The sequence below is a fragment of the Nostoc sp. genome, from assembly GCF_036917655.1.
Lineage (GTDB): Bacteria > Cyanobacteriota > Cyanobacteriia > Cyanobacteriales > Nostocaceae > Nostoc.
In genome coordinates, this window is sequence record NZ_JBALCY010000004.1 from 22,694 (window position 1) to 40,625 (window position 17,932).

13 protein-coding genes and 1 pseudogene are annotated in these 17,932 nt (G+C 41.1%); 9 read left to right on the top strand and 5 right to left on the bottom strand.

All coding sequences use genetic code 11. The annotated features are described in order from the left end of the window. Window positions 1-341: 341 nt before the first annotated feature. A complete protein-coding gene (locus V7K30_RS02915; RefSeq protein ID WP_334996939.1) occupies window positions 342-1,313 on the bottom strand; it encodes an RsmB/NOP family class I SAM-dependent RNA methyltransferase in 972 nt (323 codons plus the stop codon). Window positions 1,314-1,531: 218 nt separating this feature from the next. Between V7K30_RS02915 and V7K30_RS02920 the strand changes: the two genes are divergently transcribed. The 3 genes from V7K30_RS02920 to V7K30_RS02930 all read left to right on the top strand — a co-directional run bounded on the left by V7K30_RS02920 (window position 1,532) and on the right by V7K30_RS02930 (window position 6,658). Beyond that, window positions 1,532-2,950: a DUF2157 domain-containing protein gene (locus V7K30_RS02920; protein WP_334997111.1), complete on the top strand. Its 1,419-nt coding sequence runs from the start codon at window positions 1,532-1,534 to the stop codon at window positions 2,948-2,950. 215 nt (window positions 2,951-3,165) lie between these two features. Beyond that, window positions 3,166-3,876 carry a GDYXXLXY domain-containing protein gene (locus tag V7K30_RS02925; protein WP_334996941.1) on the top strand — a complete coding sequence of 237 codons (711 nt, stop codon included), beginning with the start codon at window positions 3,166-3,168 and terminating at the stop codon, window positions 3,874-3,876. Window positions 3,877-4,096: 220 nt separating this feature from the next. Beyond that, the gene (locus V7K30_RS02930) at window positions 4,097-6,658 is read left to right on the top strand and encodes a CPBP family glutamic-type intramembrane protease (RefSeq protein WP_334996944.1); all 2,562 of its coding nucleotides are present in this window, start codon (window positions 4,097-4,099) and stop codon (window positions 6,656-6,658) included. A gap of 176 nt (window positions 6,659-6,834) precedes the next feature. Here V7K30_RS02930 and V7K30_RS02935 read toward each other — a convergent pair whose 3' ends face one another. Continuing rightward, a complete protein-coding gene (locus V7K30_RS02935; protein WP_334997113.1) occupies window positions 6,835-7,242 on the bottom strand; it encodes a universal stress protein in 408 nt (135 codons plus the stop codon). A gap of 89 nt (window positions 7,243-7,331) precedes the next feature. Here V7K30_RS02935 and V7K30_RS02940 point away from each other — a divergent pair, with 89 nt between their 5' ends. The 4 genes and pseudogenes from V7K30_RS02940 to V7K30_RS02955 form a co-directional block, all read left to right on the top strand. Beyond that, entirely contained in the window at window positions 7,332-8,534 is a 1,203-nt protein-coding gene (locus tag V7K30_RS02940) for a phosphoglycerate kinase (protein ID WP_334996946.1), read from the top strand. 136 nt (window positions 8,535-8,670) lie between these two features. Next, complete coding sequence (locus tag V7K30_RS02945; protein ID WP_334996948.1) at window positions 8,671-9,843, top strand: AAA family ATPase; 1,173 nt, start codon at window positions 8,671-8,673, stop codon at window positions 9,841-9,843. An 11-nt stretch (window positions 9,844-9,854) separates the two neighbouring features. Beyond that, window positions 9,855-10,439 (top strand): DUF4276 family protein, encoded by a 585-nt coding sequence (locus V7K30_RS02950; protein ID WP_334996950.1) that lies wholly within the window; start codon window positions 9,855-9,857, stop codon window positions 10,437-10,439. Between the two features lie 54 nt (window positions 10,440-10,493). Next, a pseudogene (locus tag V7K30_RS02955) lies at window positions 10,494-10,589 on the top strand (NUDIX hydrolase N-terminal domain-containing protein); the annotation flags it as partial. Between the two features lie 115 nt (window positions 10,590-10,704). Here V7K30_RS02955 and V7K30_RS02960 read toward each other — a convergent pair. After that, window positions 10,705-12,312 (bottom strand): calcium-binding protein, encoded by a 1,608-nt coding sequence (locus tag V7K30_RS02960; RefSeq protein WP_334996952.1) that lies wholly within the window; start codon window positions 12,310-12,312, stop codon window positions 10,705-10,707. A 909-nt stretch (window positions 12,313-13,221) separates the two neighbouring features. Here V7K30_RS02960 and V7K30_RS02965 point away from each other — a divergent pair. Together V7K30_RS02965 and V7K30_RS02970 are read left to right on the top strand one after the other, a co-directional pair. Beyond that, window positions 13,222-13,650, top strand: coding sequence for a transposase (locus tag V7K30_RS02965; RefSeq protein WP_334996954.1), 429 nt, complete (start codon window positions 13,222-13,224; stop codon window positions 13,648-13,650). Window positions 13,651-13,689: 39 nt separating this feature from the next. Further along, entirely contained in the window at window positions 13,690-13,833 is a 144-nt protein-coding gene (locus V7K30_RS02970; RefSeq protein ID WP_334996956.1) for a hypothetical protein, read from the top strand. Window positions 13,834-13,951: 118 nt separating this feature from the next. Here the strand turns inward: V7K30_RS02970 and V7K30_RS02975 are convergent, their stop codons facing one another. Then, entirely contained in the window at window positions 13,952-16,096 is a 2,145-nt protein-coding gene (locus V7K30_RS02975) for a serine/threonine-protein kinase (RefSeq protein ID WP_334996958.1), read from the bottom strand. Between the two features lie 36 nt (window positions 16,097-16,132). Next, window positions 16,133-17,815: a serine/threonine-protein kinase gene (locus tag V7K30_RS02980; protein WP_334996960.1), complete on the bottom strand. Its 1,683-nt coding sequence runs from the start codon at window positions 17,813-17,815 to the stop codon at window positions 16,133-16,135. Window positions 17,816-17,932: the final 117 nt, after the last annotated feature.

Genomic DNA, 17,932 nt, shown 5'->3' on the forward strand with positions numbered 1-17,932 from the left:
TCGTAGTAAGCGGCTCTAGCCCTGATCGCAAACCTTTAATTATTCATGCCCATTTATTTGGTGCCGCTTGAACGAGAGGCGGAACCTCCGAGTTGCATTCCCAGTCATAGACAGGAAACGAGATTACGAAGTTTTTAAAGGGTTAGGCTGAAGTTGACGCAGATGAAAAATGTTTTGTCCCTACCACGTGTTGCATCTATACAAAAATTGCAATATCTGTGGTTTTAATATAAAGTCAACTCACTTAAAATGTGTATTCCTGATGGCTGATTGACAAATGCAGCACTAATCAAAACATCATATGTTCTAGATTAATGTCAGAATATATGCCACCAATGTAACTAACTTGGCTTTTTCAGATTTTGATAGATATACAGCGAAGATATTGTATTTAAATCTACTTTTTTCTGGTCATCTTCATCTTCATTAGTATTTTTAAACAGGACTGTAAACGCACCAGCCCCTAACCTATCCTGAGGAAACATCCGATAACAAGGCATTGTAGTTAAATGCGACTGATATTTAGCTAAATTACTAATTACCATCGCCTGAAACTGGGGAAAGCGTTCCAAGAACCATTCACAAACCTGCTCATTTTCTTCGGGTGAATATGTGCAAGTCATATAAGCAAGATAGCCTTGTGGTGAAACAATTTTAGCAGAGTTAGCTATAATGCGTTTTTGCCGATTTGCACTTTTATTAATAGCAGTTGGGTGAAAACATCCGGGTGCTTTTTCACCTTTAGCAAGTAAAGATTGTCCAGTACAAGGAGCATCTACTATTACTAGATTGCTAGAGCCGGGAAACATTTCGGCAAATATACTCGAATCTCTATTAACCACTGCACTAGGGGTGATCTGGCAACGCTTCAAATTAGAAATTAGCATTCCCAGACGTTTGCCAATTACTTCATTACTGATGAGTAAGTCAGTTTGTAAAGCTTTCCAAGCGAAGATACTTTTACCTCCTGGTGCGGCACACATATCAAAAACTAAATGCACTGGCTGAGGAATAGCTAACAAAGTAGTAGCTGCAAACACCGAAGAAAAATCTAAACAATAGAAATATCCTTGTTGATGCAAGGGATGCTGACCGGGTTTTTCTCCCAGGTATAAGCGGTCTATAAATTGTGGTTGCCAATAAGTTGGTGTTTCCACTGCAAAAGGCGAAATCTCTGGTTTTTCTTGACACCAAAGAATACTAGGTGAAAAAGGCTGAGGATTCATTAAAGCCTCGATAAATTTTTCTTGCTCATCTAGATTAGTGAACAAACGCCGCGAGACTTTAAGTAATAAATTAGAAGGTTTTTCCATGTGGATATATATAATACAAACTTTAAATTATATGGAAAACAAGATGTAATCTGACTTTCATAATTATGAATTAAAAATTACGAATTGCGTTGGTTCAAAATCCAAATCAAACTGTTACACAAGAACAATGTAATTAAGGCTTTTGGCTTCATACTCAAAATATAATGACCGCCATTCAGAACGCAATGGCCAAGCTACCCACTGCACCGGAGAAGGTCATGTTCTTAGATAATTTCCAGCAAAAATTACGCAAAGAAGCACAACTATGGAGGGATGAAGGATTAATTAGTTCTTCGCAGTATGAGCAAATAGCAGAACGTTATCAATTTAAAAACCTGGAAGCTGCTGCACGCGATCGCAATAAAGCGATCGCGATTGCTATAGGCAGCATACTTTTATGCTTAGGCATAATTACCTTTGTAGCAGGAAACTGGCAGGGAGGATCACGAGAAGTCAAATTTATTCTACTGATGAGTTTGTTTTTTGCGATCGCTATCACTGGTTTTTACACCTGGATAACACCTGAAGGGAAGAAGCCGCAAAAAAGCAAACGTTTACTGGGAGAGGGGTTGCTAATTTTAAGCGCCTTCATTTTCGGTGCAAACTTACTGCTGATGGCCCAGATGTTCAATATTGTCGGTTCAACTTCCCAATTGTTTCTCGCCTGGGGGTTGGGTGTTGTGGTGATGGCCTTCAGTTTGTCCTTAAATTCTTTAGGAATTCTATCAATTGTCCTCGTGGAAATCGGGTATTGGACTGGACTAGAAGACTTATGGTACGCTTCCAGTGAGTTCACTTGGTCGCGGCTATTGGTGCAGCATATGCCTTTGTTGGCATGGCTGGTGTTTGTACCCTTAGCCTACTTCTGTCGATCACGTTGGATTTTTGGTCTAGCAGCCTTTGTCTTTGCTAGTTCCTTACAAGCCAACCTCAATCCCCTGCCACTGCTGAATTATGCTGATATAGCCCCTTGGGTGGCATCTTTTGCTTTTGCACTCCCACCTGCATTATTCTGGAGTTATGATGATTTACTATTTCCAACCATAAATTACAGGTTGTTTCAATCCCTGGCCCGTAATTTAGCGTTGGTAAGCTTCGGCATTGTCTTTTACATCTTGTCTTTTCGTTGGGTCTGGGAATCTCAAAATTATGGTTATAATCAGCCAACGAATGTAACAAACTTGTTCGAGTCTCTGCCGATTATCGATTTGGGGATTCTCAGTGGCTTGGCGGTATTGCAATGGTTGTTTCTACTGCGTCAAAGAAATAACCCTCCGCGTCGGGAAGTGATTTTCACGACTGCTGTCATTAGTACCTTTCTTGTCTTTATTACCTTAGTACCTTTTTGGCATCAAACTATCAGCCGGATTGATGAACTTGGTGTTTTTATTTTCAATGTACTTCTAGCAACATTAGCCTGGGGACTAATTCAAGAAGGATTGAAATTAAGCAACAGAAATTCCTTCTGGGGCGGTATGCTGTTATTAACACTGCAAATTATCAGTCGCGTGCAAGAGTACGATACGGACTTACTTTTTAAGTCGCTGGTCTTTGTCTTGTGTGGTTCTGCTTTAATTAGCGCTGGACTCTGGTTTGAACGCCGCCTACCTGGTGGTAGCTCTACAAGTAAGAAGTAGTGCAAAAGATGAAAGAAGTCATGCCAATTTTAGATTTTGAATTTTGAATTTTGGATTGAAGGAAAAATCTAAAATCTAAAATCTAAAATCCAAAATTCTGAAATTTGTCCATCATCAAAATCTCTGTGCGTCAAAATTTTTAAAGTTTCTCTGCGTCAGTCCTAATCTCGTTACTTTTGACCTCCTCAATCCCTCTGCTTTTTAGGACTACGCTCATGACTAATAGTTCTCCTGAATCTAAAAATAAACCCTTGTCTCCCGAAGCCGAATTCTCCAATAAGGTGACTTTTCGGGATTACTTGATTGCCACTGAACAAAAATCGAATAAGCCCTTACCTTTTTGGCGGTTACTAGCGCCCTTGGCGGTGCAAACCGGGCTAATTATGGCAGTACCAGCCCAAGCGCTTTATACAGACGTGACAGGTAAGACGGTGATTTTGCAAACCGTACCTGTAGACCCTAACAATGTGCTGGATGGTAACACCTTAGCGTTAGACTACAATATATCCCGTACCGCAAATTTGAGCAGACTGCCTGGTTGGCAAACATTAGTCAGCAAAGGTCGGGGAAGTGGCAGAAGATTGCCTGAAGGAACCAACATCTACGTGATTTTGCAAGAGCAACTATCCTCTGGTCGCGGTGTTCCTACAGCTTGGAGACCGTTACGAGTAACTAGCGATCGCCCCACAACTCTTAGAGCCAATCAGGTAGCCTTAAAAGGTGTTTATCAGGATGGCTCTGTTAACTACGGCTTGGAAACATATTACATAAAAGAAAACCAACGGCGGCAGATTAGGAACGACTTACAAGCCCAACGCGCCCGCAGAGGACAAGTCCCACCGATTGTGGTGAAGGCAAAAGTAGATCCACAGGGTAAGGCAGTGCCAGTTAGTATGTGGGTGCGCGATCGCAACTATCGTTTTTAAGCTGTCATATTATGTCCGCTTGATTACTTGTTCAACCTCAAGAACACCTCCCCGCCTGCTACGGTGTACACACATCTCTGTACAAAACTAAATCTCAGTACGGTTCGGTTAGGTTTTATGGCGGTGATTTTGGGTGTGTAGAGACGCGAAATTTCGCGTCTCTACATGGATAGCGGATATTAGAGTAAGATTATCAGCAACTAAAACTTGCTGATAACATATGATTTGGCGTGGATTGAGTCGAAAAGTCAGGCTACTATTTACGATATTTTTACTGCTAGTATTCATAGCAGTAATTGCGGCGTGGCAACTCTCCCCAAGACAAACCCCGCTAGGACAACAAGAAAATAATTACGCGATACATATTCGACAAAATTTTAATCAATCTAGTTTTTATCCGATTGCACAAATTCCATCGGCAAACGTTTATAAACCTATTGCCGACTGGGTAGGAAGGTTAATTTTACCAACGAAACAGCAATTACAAGATGGTTTGGATTGGGTATGGATGGAAGTGCAATATGCACCACCTACAGCACAAAATTTAGTAGGCAATATTGTGCGTTTGGAGTGGAAAAAGAATGAAGATTTGCTTGCTTACGTTCAAGCTGTAACGCGAGATATAAATTTCAATTCAGAAGTGATTAAAAGTCAAAAAGAAGGGAACATTCATCCTTTTCGACTAAATGGAGTTCGTCAGGTAGGAATTTTACGTTCTTTGGCTGGTGCAAATCCTCTTGATGATGCAATTGTTGCTTTAGATTCAAGTACAATCATTGATGCAAGTCAAGAAAAATCTATTTTGCAAATTGAACGTGAACCTATTTTGGCAACTGGTAGATTTTATGGGTTGGTAAAAATAATTAAACCGATTAAATATAGCGACAAAACTATTTTATTTCCAGAAGCAAAGCAGGATAGCGATTATTTTTTGGTACAGCATTATAACCCTAATTCAAATAAGTTTGATGGTCTTAAAGAAACTATTCGTATTCCCCAACAAGCAATAGATACGCGAGATTTTGCTCCTTCAAGTTTGCAGCAAATCGAAAAATCTCCTGCGGGTGAGGATGGGTGGTATATTTATGGTGCTCCCGATGCAAAGGGCATATTTACGGTAGGCGCACTTGCACCTCGTTCTCTGTTTCAAATTCAACCCCGTCAAATCATTACTGGTGAAGAATTAGGGCTAAATTACATCCAAGAGGAAAATTGGCGAAATACCGATAAAAATAAAGGTAAATTCAATACTCTACTGTTAAAACCTGTAGAAACACAAAATTTAGATACACAAAATTCACTTAATCAATCTATATCAAAATGGCAAGAAGGCAATAAAGCTATTGTACTACACCTATTTGGTGGAATTGGTGGACGTAAAGCTGAACCAGTCGGAGTACCTTATACTATCACCGGACATTTTGCTTTTGGAATCGCAGAAGTTGTCCGCGACGAGTTTACTAACGAATTACGCTTCGAGACTAAATACCACCAAATTTATGCCCATAACCCTGATGGAATTATTGCCGGAACGCATACATGGGCTGATTATATGGGTAATTTACAACGTGGTTGGCTGGCAACACGTCCAGTATCAGATATTCTCATTAAATTCGACCCTGTAACGCAGGATTATGATTTTGATGGTGTTAAACTTTCGCCTTTAGAGCAATTCCAGCAACAATTACAGGTAACAATGGCCCGTTATCGGGTTGGCGATGGAACTGGTGGCGCAATGGTATCACCTGCTACCTCATGCGTCCAAGACTCAAGCCAAGCACTTTATGCTGCGATACTGGCAATTAAAAACCAAGTTGCTACAACTCCTCAAATTCAAACTTGGGTACGCGCAAACCCCAATCACCCGCAAGCATTACGCTTTCAGCAGCTAGTTGAATTAGGTCAATCTTTGGAACAACAATTAGCACCCTTGGGGATAGTTCGCGCTGATTGGCAGAGTCAAGCAGGTAGACTCGCAGGTACGGGAATAGGAAAAACGACGAAACCATTTCAAGATCGTAGTATTTGGGCTGGTTTGACAACATGGCGAACAATAATGCCTAGACTTGCACACGACGACCTCGCCGCAATATTTTTAAAACATGGTGCAACTATGCAAGTATTGCGAACCAATCAAGTAGGTGGTTGGCAACCTAATATTACACCCATTGCACCAACAGTATTTTTGGGACAAATTAAGATTCCCTTTACCAATATTTCACCGCTTTCAATTCTTTTAAATCGCGTTTTAGCGTCGTTAGCAGTTCCAACACTACAAGATTGGTTAGTTATTGTTTTACTGCTGCTAATTTATAGTATTATTGCCCTACCTTATGGCTTGAAAACGGAATTTTTAAAGATCCAATTTTGGTCTGCGAATTGGATTGATAAAAGCTTGTTAATATTGCGTTGTTTATTCTTACCTGCGATTGTTGAAGAACTATTTTTTCGCGTTTTTTTGCTTCCTCATCCTAGCGAAATCACCAATTCGTTTAGATGGGCTTTCTGGGCAATAGTGAGTCTATTATTATTTATTTTGTATCATCCATTGAATGCTAAAATATTTTTTAAAGCTGGAATTACCACATTTTTCAATCATGTTTTTCTGGTTTTAGCTTCCTTGTTGGGAATTATATGTACTGTTGCATATGCCCTAACAGTATCTTTCTGGGTAATAGTTTTAATTCACTGGGTTGTAGTAGTAGTTTGGTTAATTGTTTTTGGCGGAATCACAAAATTAGATAATCAAAAAGTTCATAATACTAATATCGATTCTGTATGAAGATGTGCTAAACCATATTTAAGTACAAGGAAGAAAAACGAACCACAAAGAAAGAAAGAAATGGGATTTTAGATTTTGGATTGATTTCACAGATAAATCTGCTTGCTCTGTACCATCAAGGAATTATTCGTCAATCTAAAATCCAAAATCCAAAATCCAAAATTGTTTGACCACTACTAAGGCACAATCAGCACTGGGCAAGGGGAGAGATTAATCACGCGAGTGGTGACACTATCATCCGCTCCCTCTTCAGTCAAGCCTAGCCCCCGACAGCCCATGATAATTAAATCGGCCCCGATTTCATCAGCGACATCACAGATAGTAAAAGCTGGTTTGCCTTGCCTTTCCAGGGTTTCGGATTGAATTCCTTGCCCAGAAAATAAAGCTTGGGCATTTTCCAGCAGTTTAGCAACTACCTCTGGTGACACCATCGGATCGGCGCTAGGCGCATCTTTTGGTGGTTCTTCTACCACAGATAGCAGCACCAAGCGACTGCTGTACTTTTTGACTACGTTGGTAACAACGTCAGCAGCTTCCCGCGTTTCCCGGCTTTGATCAATAGGAAATAGTACTGTCTTAAATATATCTGTCACTTGGACACCCCTGACTCCGGTAAAATCTTGATGGTTCTACTTTCAAAACAATAACAAAAAGGCAATCAGGAGAGTTTGGTGTGTCCAAAAAAAGTTTAGCAAGTTTATCTTCGGCTGATATCTCTGGGAAACGTGCCTTAGTGCGGGTTGACTTTAATGTGCCTGTGGACGATCAAGGCAACATTACCGACGATACTCGCATTCGCGCGGCTTTGCCAACCATCAGAGATTTGACGCAGAAGGGAGCTAAGGTCATTCTAGCCAGCCATTTTGGGCGTCCCAAGGGTGTGGATGACAAATTACGCCTAACTCCCGTTGCCAAGCGTCTGTCGGAGTTACTGGGGCAAGAAGTCATTAAAACTGATGACTCTATTGGCGATGAAGTTGCAGCTAAAGTTGGCGCGTTGCAAAATGGCCAAGTCCTGTTATTGGAAAATGTCCGTTTTTACCCAGAAGAGGAGAAAAACGACCCAGAATTTGCGAAAAAATTGGCAGCTAATGCTGATTTTTATGTAAATGATGCTTTTGGTACTGCACACCGCGCCCATGCTTCTACTGAAGGTGTGACTAAATTCCTCAGTCCTTCTGTGGCTGGATATTTGGTTGAGAAGGAATTGCAATATCTGCAAAACGCCATTGAAAATCCCCAACGTCCTTTGGCGGCAATTATTGGCGGTTCCAAGGTTTCCAGCAAAATTGGTGTGATTGAAACGTTGCTGGAGAAGTGCGACAAGCTGATCATTGGCGGTGGAATGATTTTTACCTTCTACAAAGCCCGTGGTTTGAATGTCGGTAAGTCGTTGGTGGAAGAAGACAAGCTAGAACTAGCAAAGTCTTTGGAAGCTAAAGCTAAAGAACGGGGCGTTGCTTTATTGCTTCCCACTGATGTGGTAGTAGCAGATAACTTTGCCCCAGATGCCAATTCTCAAACCGTTAGCATTGAGAATATCCCCGATGGTTGGATGGGTTTGGATATTGGCCCAGACTCGGTGAAAGTTTTCCAAGATGCCCTTGCAGATACTAAAACGGTAATTTGGAACGGGCCGATGGGTGTGTTTGAGTTTGATAAGTTTGCGGCAGGTACGGAAGCGATCGCTCATACCCTCGCCGAAATTAGCAAAACTGGCACAACTACCATCATTGGCGGCGGTGACTCAGTAGCGGCAGTGGAAAAAGTTGGTTTAGCCGACCAAATGAGCCACATCTCCACCGGCGGCGGCGCTAGTTTGGAGTTACTTGAAGGTAAGGTATTACCTGGAATTGCGGCTTTAGATGATGCTTAAGAAAATTAGCTCTTAAGCTATTGTTAACATCAGCTAATTGATTGCAAATTTAGTAGGGGCACAGTACACTATGCCCTTGCTATTTTTGTTAATATTTCTGCAACCATGCGACCAAAGTTATGGAAGTGATTTTTTAATGGCAAGAATTGAAGAAATTTCAGTCAAAAACTATAGAGTTCTCCAGAATATCACCTTAAAAGATATCAAACCTTTTTCCGTTTTTCTGGGGCCTAATGGTAGTGGCAAGACTACTTTTTTTGATGTGATCGGTTTTCTTTCAGATTGCCTAACTACTAATGTTCGCAAAGCGTTAGAAAAGCGAGGAAGATTTCAAGAAGTTATCTCCCGTGATTGTCAAGGTCAAGAAATTGAAATTTCAATTAAGTATCGTGAAGATAATAAATCTCCTAAAATTACCTATACAGTTGCTATTAGTTTACAAAATGGGGCGCCAATTGTTTCAAGAGAAACTCTCAAATGGAAGCGAGGTTCTCGTGGACAACCATTTGATTTTCTGAAGTTTGAAAATGGTGGAGGTGAAGTAATTAGTGGTGAAAATCCAGAAATTAATGATAAAAGAATTCACTATCAAATGGATGACCCCAGTTCTCTGGCTATTAAAACTATAGGTCAATTATCAGATAACCCACGCATTGCTAGTTTGCGTCGTTTTATTGAGGGATGGTTTCTCTCTTTTTTCATACCAGATCAAGCTCGTCAGCTAGCAACTGCTGGTGCAATGGAACATCTATCTCGTGAAGGAGACAATATTGCCAATGTAGTTCAATACCTTGCTGATGAACATCAAGAAACTTTATCCAAAATTTTGAAGTTACTGGCTAGCCGTGTTCCCCAGTTAGAAAAAGTGGAATCGGAGCAAACAATTGATGGCAGACTAGCTCTTTTATTTAAAGATGCACCTTTTAGTAAACCATTCCTAGCAAGGTTTTCCTCAGATGGGACACTAAAGTTACTGGCGTATTTGATATTATTAAATGACCCTAATCCGCCTCAGCTACTTTGCATTGAAGAGCCAGAGAATGGACTGCACCATCGACTTCTTGATTCTTTAAGTGAGGAAGCTCAGGCTTACTCGCAACGCTCACAAGTATTTGTTTCTACACACTCAACATTTTTTGTGAATACAATCAAAGATGCTGGACAACTTTGGATTTTTCAACGTGATGATAAGGGTTATACAACTGTTATAAGGGCTGATCAAATCGATGATGCTAAACCTTTTATAGAATCCCAAGCAGGCTTAGGTGATCTCTGGTCTGAGGGATATCTTAGAGGATTACCTTACTAGTAGTAGCAATTATGCATATAGAGTTTTTAGTAGAAGAACCTTCGACTGAAGTTGCTTTAAATTTTATTGTCCCTAAAATCATAGGTGATACTCATACGCTGAAAATTCATAACTTTCAAAATAAAGATAGACTTTTAAAAAAACTGCCTGATCGGATGAAAGCTTATGCTAACTTTGTGCATGATGACTGGCGAATCGTGATTCTAGTAGATGAAGATAGATCTGATTGCCAAGAATTAAAGAAGAAACTTTGTGATGCCAGCAGTGTTGTAACTAAACACAAAGGAAATATTGTTCTCCATAGAATTGCTGTAGAAGAACTGGAGTCATGGTTTATAGGTGATGTGACAGCAATTAGGGCTGAATATGAAAAGATTCCTGTTTCTTTATCCCAGCAAGCCAAATTTCGTAATCCAGATACTATCAAAGGTGGTACATGGGAGCAACTAGATAAGATCCTAAAAAAATATGGCTATGAGACAGGTTTACAAAAAATCGACTTTGCTGAGAAAGTTTCTCCCCACATGGATGTAGAAAACAACCTCTCTAGAAGTTTTCAGATTTTTCGAGATGGACTAAGAAGCATCGTCAAATAAAATTTATTAATTAGGTACTAGCTTGCACTAACTTACGTAAAATAGGGGAAAAATGTGGAAACCAAATGGCTGGAATGGGCGCGAAAGTTACAAGCGATCGCTCAAAATGGTTTGACTTATTCTGAGGGTGTTTTTGATATCGAACGCTATTAAATAGTCTCTTGTCGGGTAAGGGGGGACACGTTGCCGTGTTCCCCTAGCCAGCAGGAAAAGTATCCTTGAATCTATCTTCTGATGTCAGTACTTTCTTAAGTTGATAACGTTCTTATTTAAAACTGACTCCTAGCGTATAAGAAAAATCAGGTTCAGAACTGATACCAAAGAAAGTTCCATTATTTTGAGGCAAGAAAGAATCTTTACTCACTGAAATGGAGTACGTACCTGCACTCAAGAAACCGGTGATTGATGACGATTTTTGACTAGTCACTAAAGTCCCATAATCCTTAAACAGTCCGATAATTGCCTTTCCCGATGTCACTGTGTCGATAGTGATGGTTCCTGAATTTGGTAAATAAAATGTAAAAAAGTCAAAATCGGGATTGCCCCCCGATTGAATTGTTGCTAACTGACCTGAAATATTAACTTTTGAGCCTGATGATAAGGAACCTAACCCTTCAGCGCTTCCCAGTGTGTTGTTTGTACTTTCTCCAGCATTTTCCCGCTCATAGAAAAGGAAGTCATCACTACGAAGTTGGAGATTGTTTCTCCCCTGCACAATACCTATGATCTCATCTGCCTGTCCCGGTTGCTCTGAGAATATTCGTGTGTTGCCTCCAACAACTTGCAGGCGGTAGTCCTGTGGAGTTCCTTTAAGTTGAATTCGATCTTGGTTAGAGTCGAAGTCAGTAATAGTAGCGAAGTCCCCAAAACCAGGATTTGTAGTGTTGTTATCGTCGTAGAAAACATTTACAGCGTCCCCCAAGACAAATGTATCTGCCCCAGTTCCGCCAGTTAAGGTATCAGTTTCCCCTAATCCAGGTGGAAGCAGACTGCCAGGAAAAACACCGATGAGGATGTCGTCTCCAGACCCGCCATTGAGTATGTCATTGCCGGGTCCGCCTTGTAGGCTATCATTGCCGTCACCACCATTGAGGATATCATTGCCTAAATTACCGTCTAGTGTGTCATTGCCTGCTCCGCTATTCAGAGTGTTGTTAGCAATATTACCAAAGAGGAAGTTATTAAGACTGTTACCTGTCCCGTTGATGGCGCCAGTTCCGGTCAGCTTCAGGTTTTCCAGATTTGCGCCTAGTGTGTAGGTGACAGAAGACCGGACAGTATCTGTGCCTGAATTCGCAGCCTCCGTAATGGTATCAACAGTACTGTCAATGATATAAGTGTCGTCGCCTACTCCCCCATTTAGAGTGTCAGTACCCAAGCCGCCATCGAGTGTGTCATTGCCACTATTACCGAATAATTGGTTGTTTTGCTTGTCGCCAACAATGCTGTCATTTGCATTTGTGCCAATGACATTATCAAAGTTGACTGCGGTAAATGACAATGTTCCCAAAGCAGGAACGTTATTGGCAACCAAATTTTGTGTTTGCAAGTTAACGGTGATAGATACCCCAGGCAAAGATTGAGATGTATCTATGGTGTTGTTGGCAACATTAGCATTAGCAATAATCTTTTCTACTTTAAAGACTTGATCTTGCCCCAATCCCCCAGCTTTTTTAATGGTTCCAACACCTGACAAGGTAATGCTTTGACCTAGTTGACTGTAGTCTACGGTATCAATGCCATCTCCACCATTAATGCTGTCGTTCCCCCGACTGCCCTTGAAGGTGTCATTGCCTGCAAGACCGTTTAGAGTGTCGTTTCCTACGGTGCCGATTAGAGTGTCGTTTCCTGTAGTGCCCAAAATAAATGCCATTTTATCTCTCCTGAATTTCTCACTAATACGTAAGTTCAGCCTCAGTCAAAGAACTATTCATCAGTTCAATGCAGATTACTTGCCATTTGCGTAATCTAAGTTAGAAAACATTAATTATTTGGTTAGGAATTTCTAAAAAAAATATCCAACTACTTATTGTGGGCTGACCCGAAAAGCCCGCCTTTGCTTGCGGGCGGGCGAGACGCCTACTCTATAAAATTAGATAATTTCTTTCCTGAAAATCCCTTAATTGATTAGCAAAATGGTAAGTAATTAGGTCAAATATTTTGGTTCTTTTTCCAAATTTTTTTGAACCGACGCTGTAATTATTTAATTATCATGAAGTACAAGGTTACATCAACTTCTTTATCAAAACTTTAAAATATCAATAAGTGCGATTGATAATACAATCAACTACATCTGTAAATTTTAATTAATTATTGTTTCAAGCGCCTGACTTTTTTTGGTGAATATTGCGAGATTTTTCAGACGAACATGGTATCGTTGTTAAGTTAAGTTTCACAATCAGATTTTTTGGTAAAAAATATATTTTTTTAATAAAGAAATAATTTGATATTAAAGAAATGCATTGTCAAATGGATAAGTTTCATTGATATATTAATCCAGAAATTTTTGCGCTTAATAACACTTCAGCTTTACATAAATTTTATATAGTTATTTGATCTCGGAAAATTACCGATGCCTGCGGCTGGCTATTCGGCGTCGCATACCCACAGAAACCGTCGAAACAAATCTCAATGAGCAAAAGTCTATTTAAACTAACGTTTTAGATTTTGCTCTGACGAGAGTAATAAAGGAGTGCTAATTAACGAGGGTCTTCCAGTCCAGCAAAGACTTCTATAAATTGCGATTTTCATGTTTATCAAGAGCGAAAAGCTTGGATAATATTTGGGTTGCCAGTACTTAACTATTAATAGTCGCCGTAGTTCGCGTTTAAATGTTTTAGGAATTCTGAATCGAAATAATCATCTTGAAACTTATGTTTCATCTCAAAGTATTAACTCTGATGTGATTATTGCTTGCATTGATGCTTTCTTCTCTAAGGTAGATAAACCGACAGTGATTGTTGTTGATCAATCCTCTATTCATACCAGTGATGTTATTCTTGATAAAATTGAAGAATGGAACGAACGTGGTATTACCATCTTTAAATTACCCTGCTATTCACCTGAGCTAAATTTGATTGAAATTTTGTGGCGGTTCATTAAGTATCAATGGATTGAAATAGATGCTTACAGAAATTGGCAAACTTTTGTCGCATCTGTTGAAAATATTCTCCAAGAATTTGGTAAAAACTATGTAATTAATTTTGTTTAGCTACTTAAAGATGGCGTCCCCCGCACAGAGGGACTGGATATGAACGCACTATATGTTGTCATGCTTTATGGTGTGGAAGTGCCTGCCGAAGATGTAAATGGGCAGCCTCACACCACAGAATTCTTCGACATGATAGAGGCTTATAATAACCTAGATCATCAACATCAGCAGCAGTTAGACTGATGCATTCGCGGAGCGTAGCTTGCTTCACCGTAGGAGGACGCGGTTCGTTTTTTCATAACTTTGCGTAAGTCCTGTTTTTATCTCACGTAGAGACGCTCCAGATGCAGAGAACAACTCTCTACTGAGGCGTTGTCTCTTGCGTCGGTATCGGTGTCGGAATGGCGGTTTCTGTGGGAGTTGGTGTAGGAGTTGGCGTAGGAGTTGGCGTTGATGTTTGCGTGGGAGTTGGCGTTGATGTTTCCGTGGGCGTTGGTGTTGGCGATGGGGGAGGAGTGGGATTTTCCGCTGTAATGCTGAGTTGATAATCTAGTGGTTTCGATGCTGTAGAAACCACGACAAACTCGTAAAATCCTTTTTCTGGTAATTTAGTTGACCAACTGCGCTGGGTAGAATCTTCTAAAAATTGAATTTTGCCAGAGGGTGAATAGACTGATAACAAAACTTGGGAATTTGCTTGTAGCTTCAATTCCAGAGATTGCTCTTTAGCAAGTCCAGCAATGAATACTTTACCACCACCAGGTTGAAGAGTACCGCTGACTATTTTGCCGATAGCGCCCGAATCAAAGACAAGTTTCTGGAAAGCGCTACCGTCGACGATCGCACTGAGTTGATCGCTAACAAAACCGTACCAAACTTGTCCAATGGGCTGATCTCGGAAATTTTTACCACGCTGCTCAGGGAATACATTGAAGAAAGCAGCATCTCCCAAATCATACAAAGAACGACTACCAACGTTAATTTTGTTGACTTCCACTTTCCAGCGATCGCGTTCAGCAGTTGTATAATTTCCAAGTTGCTGACGTGTTTTTGAACTCAGTGGTGCTAGCTTTTCCAGCAATTCTAACGCTGTTTTATCCCATTCTGCCCGCAAACCCTCATCTTCAGGGCCATCGCTGAGAGTGCGTCCTCGTAAACTGGGATTTCTGTCCCAAAAAACTTGATTCACCAAGTTAATATAAAATTTCTCATTAATACCCAACTGTTGACGGCGATCGCTTAATCTTTCTTTACGCTGCCGTTCGGCTGGTGAATATTGCGCTAAGGGATCGGTTGGTTGTTCACTGGTTGGACTTGGGCTGGCTGTAGGAGTAGGTTTGACTTCCCCGACATCGCGCCTACTATTCATTCCCCACCAAATTAATCCAACACTACCAGCTACCGCCGCCGTCACTAGGAAGGTTTTTATTGGTGTCCACCAGGAGGGAGGGGGGGAAGATGAGTGGGATGGCGGAGGTGGAGAGATGGCGAAGGTGGCAGATGTGGGATCTGGTGGAGTGGGGTATTGAGTTGGGGGATAGTTAGCTGGGGGCGGGTTGAGGGTTTGGAGGACTTGACGGGCTGATTGATAGCGATCGCTTGGTCTGGCAGATAGCATTTTATCTAATACCTGTGCCAAAGTTTGACTTACGCTTACTTCCCGTCGCCACTGCCAGGTAAGATTGTAGGCATCAATTAATTCCTGGGGTTGTTTTCCTGTCAGCAAAACCAACATTGTTGCTGCCAAGGCATACAAGTCGCTGTGGGGAGATACTAACCCAGTTTGCATCTGTTCTGGGGGAGCAAATCCGACTTTACCCAATAGGGTTGGTGCTGGGGGGGGTGCAACTGCGCCGGGTTGGTAATATTGGGAAGCAACGGCTGCTACTACTTGTTTGACACCGCCAAAATCAATTAACACTGGCAGTTGATCAACAGTGCGAAGCATTAAGTTATCTGGAGAAATATCTCGATGAATAACGCCTATGGAGTGGATGTATTCCAACACTGGCAAAATTTGCTGCAACAATTGGCGCACTTCCGCTTCTGTAAAGCGTAAACCCTGGTGTAACCGGGAATTTAACAACGAGTTATAAGTTTCCCCTTCCACATAATCTTGCACCAAAAACAGATATTCTTTACCCCCTAAGTTCAGGCGAAGCAGTTCCCGGAAGCGGGGAATTTGGGGATGTTGCAGTTTATAAAGAACACTCGCTTCTCTCTCAAACAGTTCTTCAGCTTTTTGGACAACGTAAGCGGTTTGAACTTGGGGAGAAAATTCTTTTAAAACACAAAGTTCGCGGAAACGGTTGACATCTTCAGCTAAATAAGTGCGTCCAAAGCCACCCTGGCCAATTTGACGCACAATCACATAGCGATCGCCTAAAGTTAGTCCCGGTTGGATACTATAACTCATGGGCGTATCCAACAATTTTTCACCACACTGGAGACAAAAGCGACTACCTGGGGAATTTTCATGTCCTTTAGAACAATAGATTGAATTCATTGGAAAGTGAGGATTTAGGAGTTATAACTCCTAACTTTATCTTTGGACTTTACTGACTTGATCGGCTGCGATCGCATACCAAATTTGACCGAAAGTCTGTTGATTCAGTTTCCCACGCTGCTGACTAGGAAACAACTGATCAAATTTTTCATTTGTGTCTTTGTTCAGTTGATCAATTGTATAGTTCCCAAACTGCCCCGATCGCGCTTGTCGTCTCCATGTTTCGTAATCTTGTGCGGTATATTTACCCAGTTTTCGACGAACTGCTGGACTGAGGTTAGCCTGTTCTAGTTTATTCAATAAATCGTCAGCGATCCCAGACCATTCATCTCGTAAACCACCATCTTCAGGTTTAGATGTCAAGCTACGTCCCTTTAATTCTGGTTTTTTTGTATAAAATAAATTATCTACAAAGGGAATAAAAAATCCTTCAGTAATTTCTAGCTGTTGGCGACGACTGATAATTTCCTGGAGATCGCTATTTTTTCCTTTGTCGCTGGCTGGTTTACCGAGGGGATTTGGGAAGTGGGGAATTTGCGGTAACGAAATTGATGGAAGGGTGATTGAAGATACACTGGCAATAACTGTATTGACCACCGCCAAAGTTAAGCCAATTAAAGCTGTTCCCCCTAAACTGATCACAAAAGGGCGAATCCAAACAGGCCAAGATATCGGTTTAGCAATCGCTTGCGTTTTGTTCTGGAATCTACTCACAACAGCACTGGCGCGTTGTCTTCCCGGAGCAACTACCATCGTCTTAATCTTGGTGGTAATATAATTACCTGTGGGTTTAGTAGCAGTTGAGGATGGTAAATCTTTGAGGATTTGCTCGGCTCGTTGATAGCGATCGCTCGGTTTATAAGCCAGCATCTTTTTTAACACCGCTTCCAGTTGGGGACTAACTTGGATTTCCTTTCCCCATGCCCAAATTCCCTGATAGCTATCGTATAATTTTTGCGGTTCTTTACCTGTGAGCAACACCAATGTCGTCACCGCTAAAGAGTATAAATCACTACTTAAAAATACTTGTCCTTGTCGTAGCTGTTCCTCTGGGGCGTAGCCTTTTTTACCCAGCAAAGTGTTATTTCCAACCAGCTTAGTCCGCCAAAAACCTTGAGAAGCTGGCAATTGCTTGACACCACCAAAATCAATCAGCACTGGCAGATTATCAGAACGCCGCCAAATCAAATTATCAGGAGTGATATCGCGGTGAACTACATCTCGTGAGTGGATGTAAGATAACACGGGTAAAATCTGTTGCAGTAGGGTGATTACTTCTTCTTCGCTGAAGGTTTTTCCTTGACTCTCACGTTGTTCTAATAATTGGTAGTAATTGTCACCATCCACATAATCTTGCACTAGAAAGAAAAAATCTTTAGCGCCTATCTTCACTTGTAGCGAGGCGTGAAAACGCGGAATTTGTGGATGCTGGAGTTTTTTCAGAACATTTGCTTCTCGCTCAAATAACTCTTTAGCTTTTTGTAAATCTTGTTGTTCTTGTACTTGAGGTGCAAATTCCTTCAGCACACACGTTTGATGGGATTTATTTCTATCCTCCGCCAAATAGGTGCGTCCAAAGCCGCCCTGCCCTAAATGACGGATAATTTGATAGCGATTATCCACAACCTGTCCCACAGCAAGAGGTAATGGCTCACCACAATGGGTACAAAAGCGGTTACTACCATTATTTGTGTGTTGTTTACTGCAATAGAGCTGCATGGTGCTGAAGGATAAATTAAGGTTTTATTGAGTGACTACAACGGGCATACCCTCATTTTCGGATATCTTACGAAATGTTAGGAACTGGGTGTTCTTAATATTAAATCCGTGTTGGTA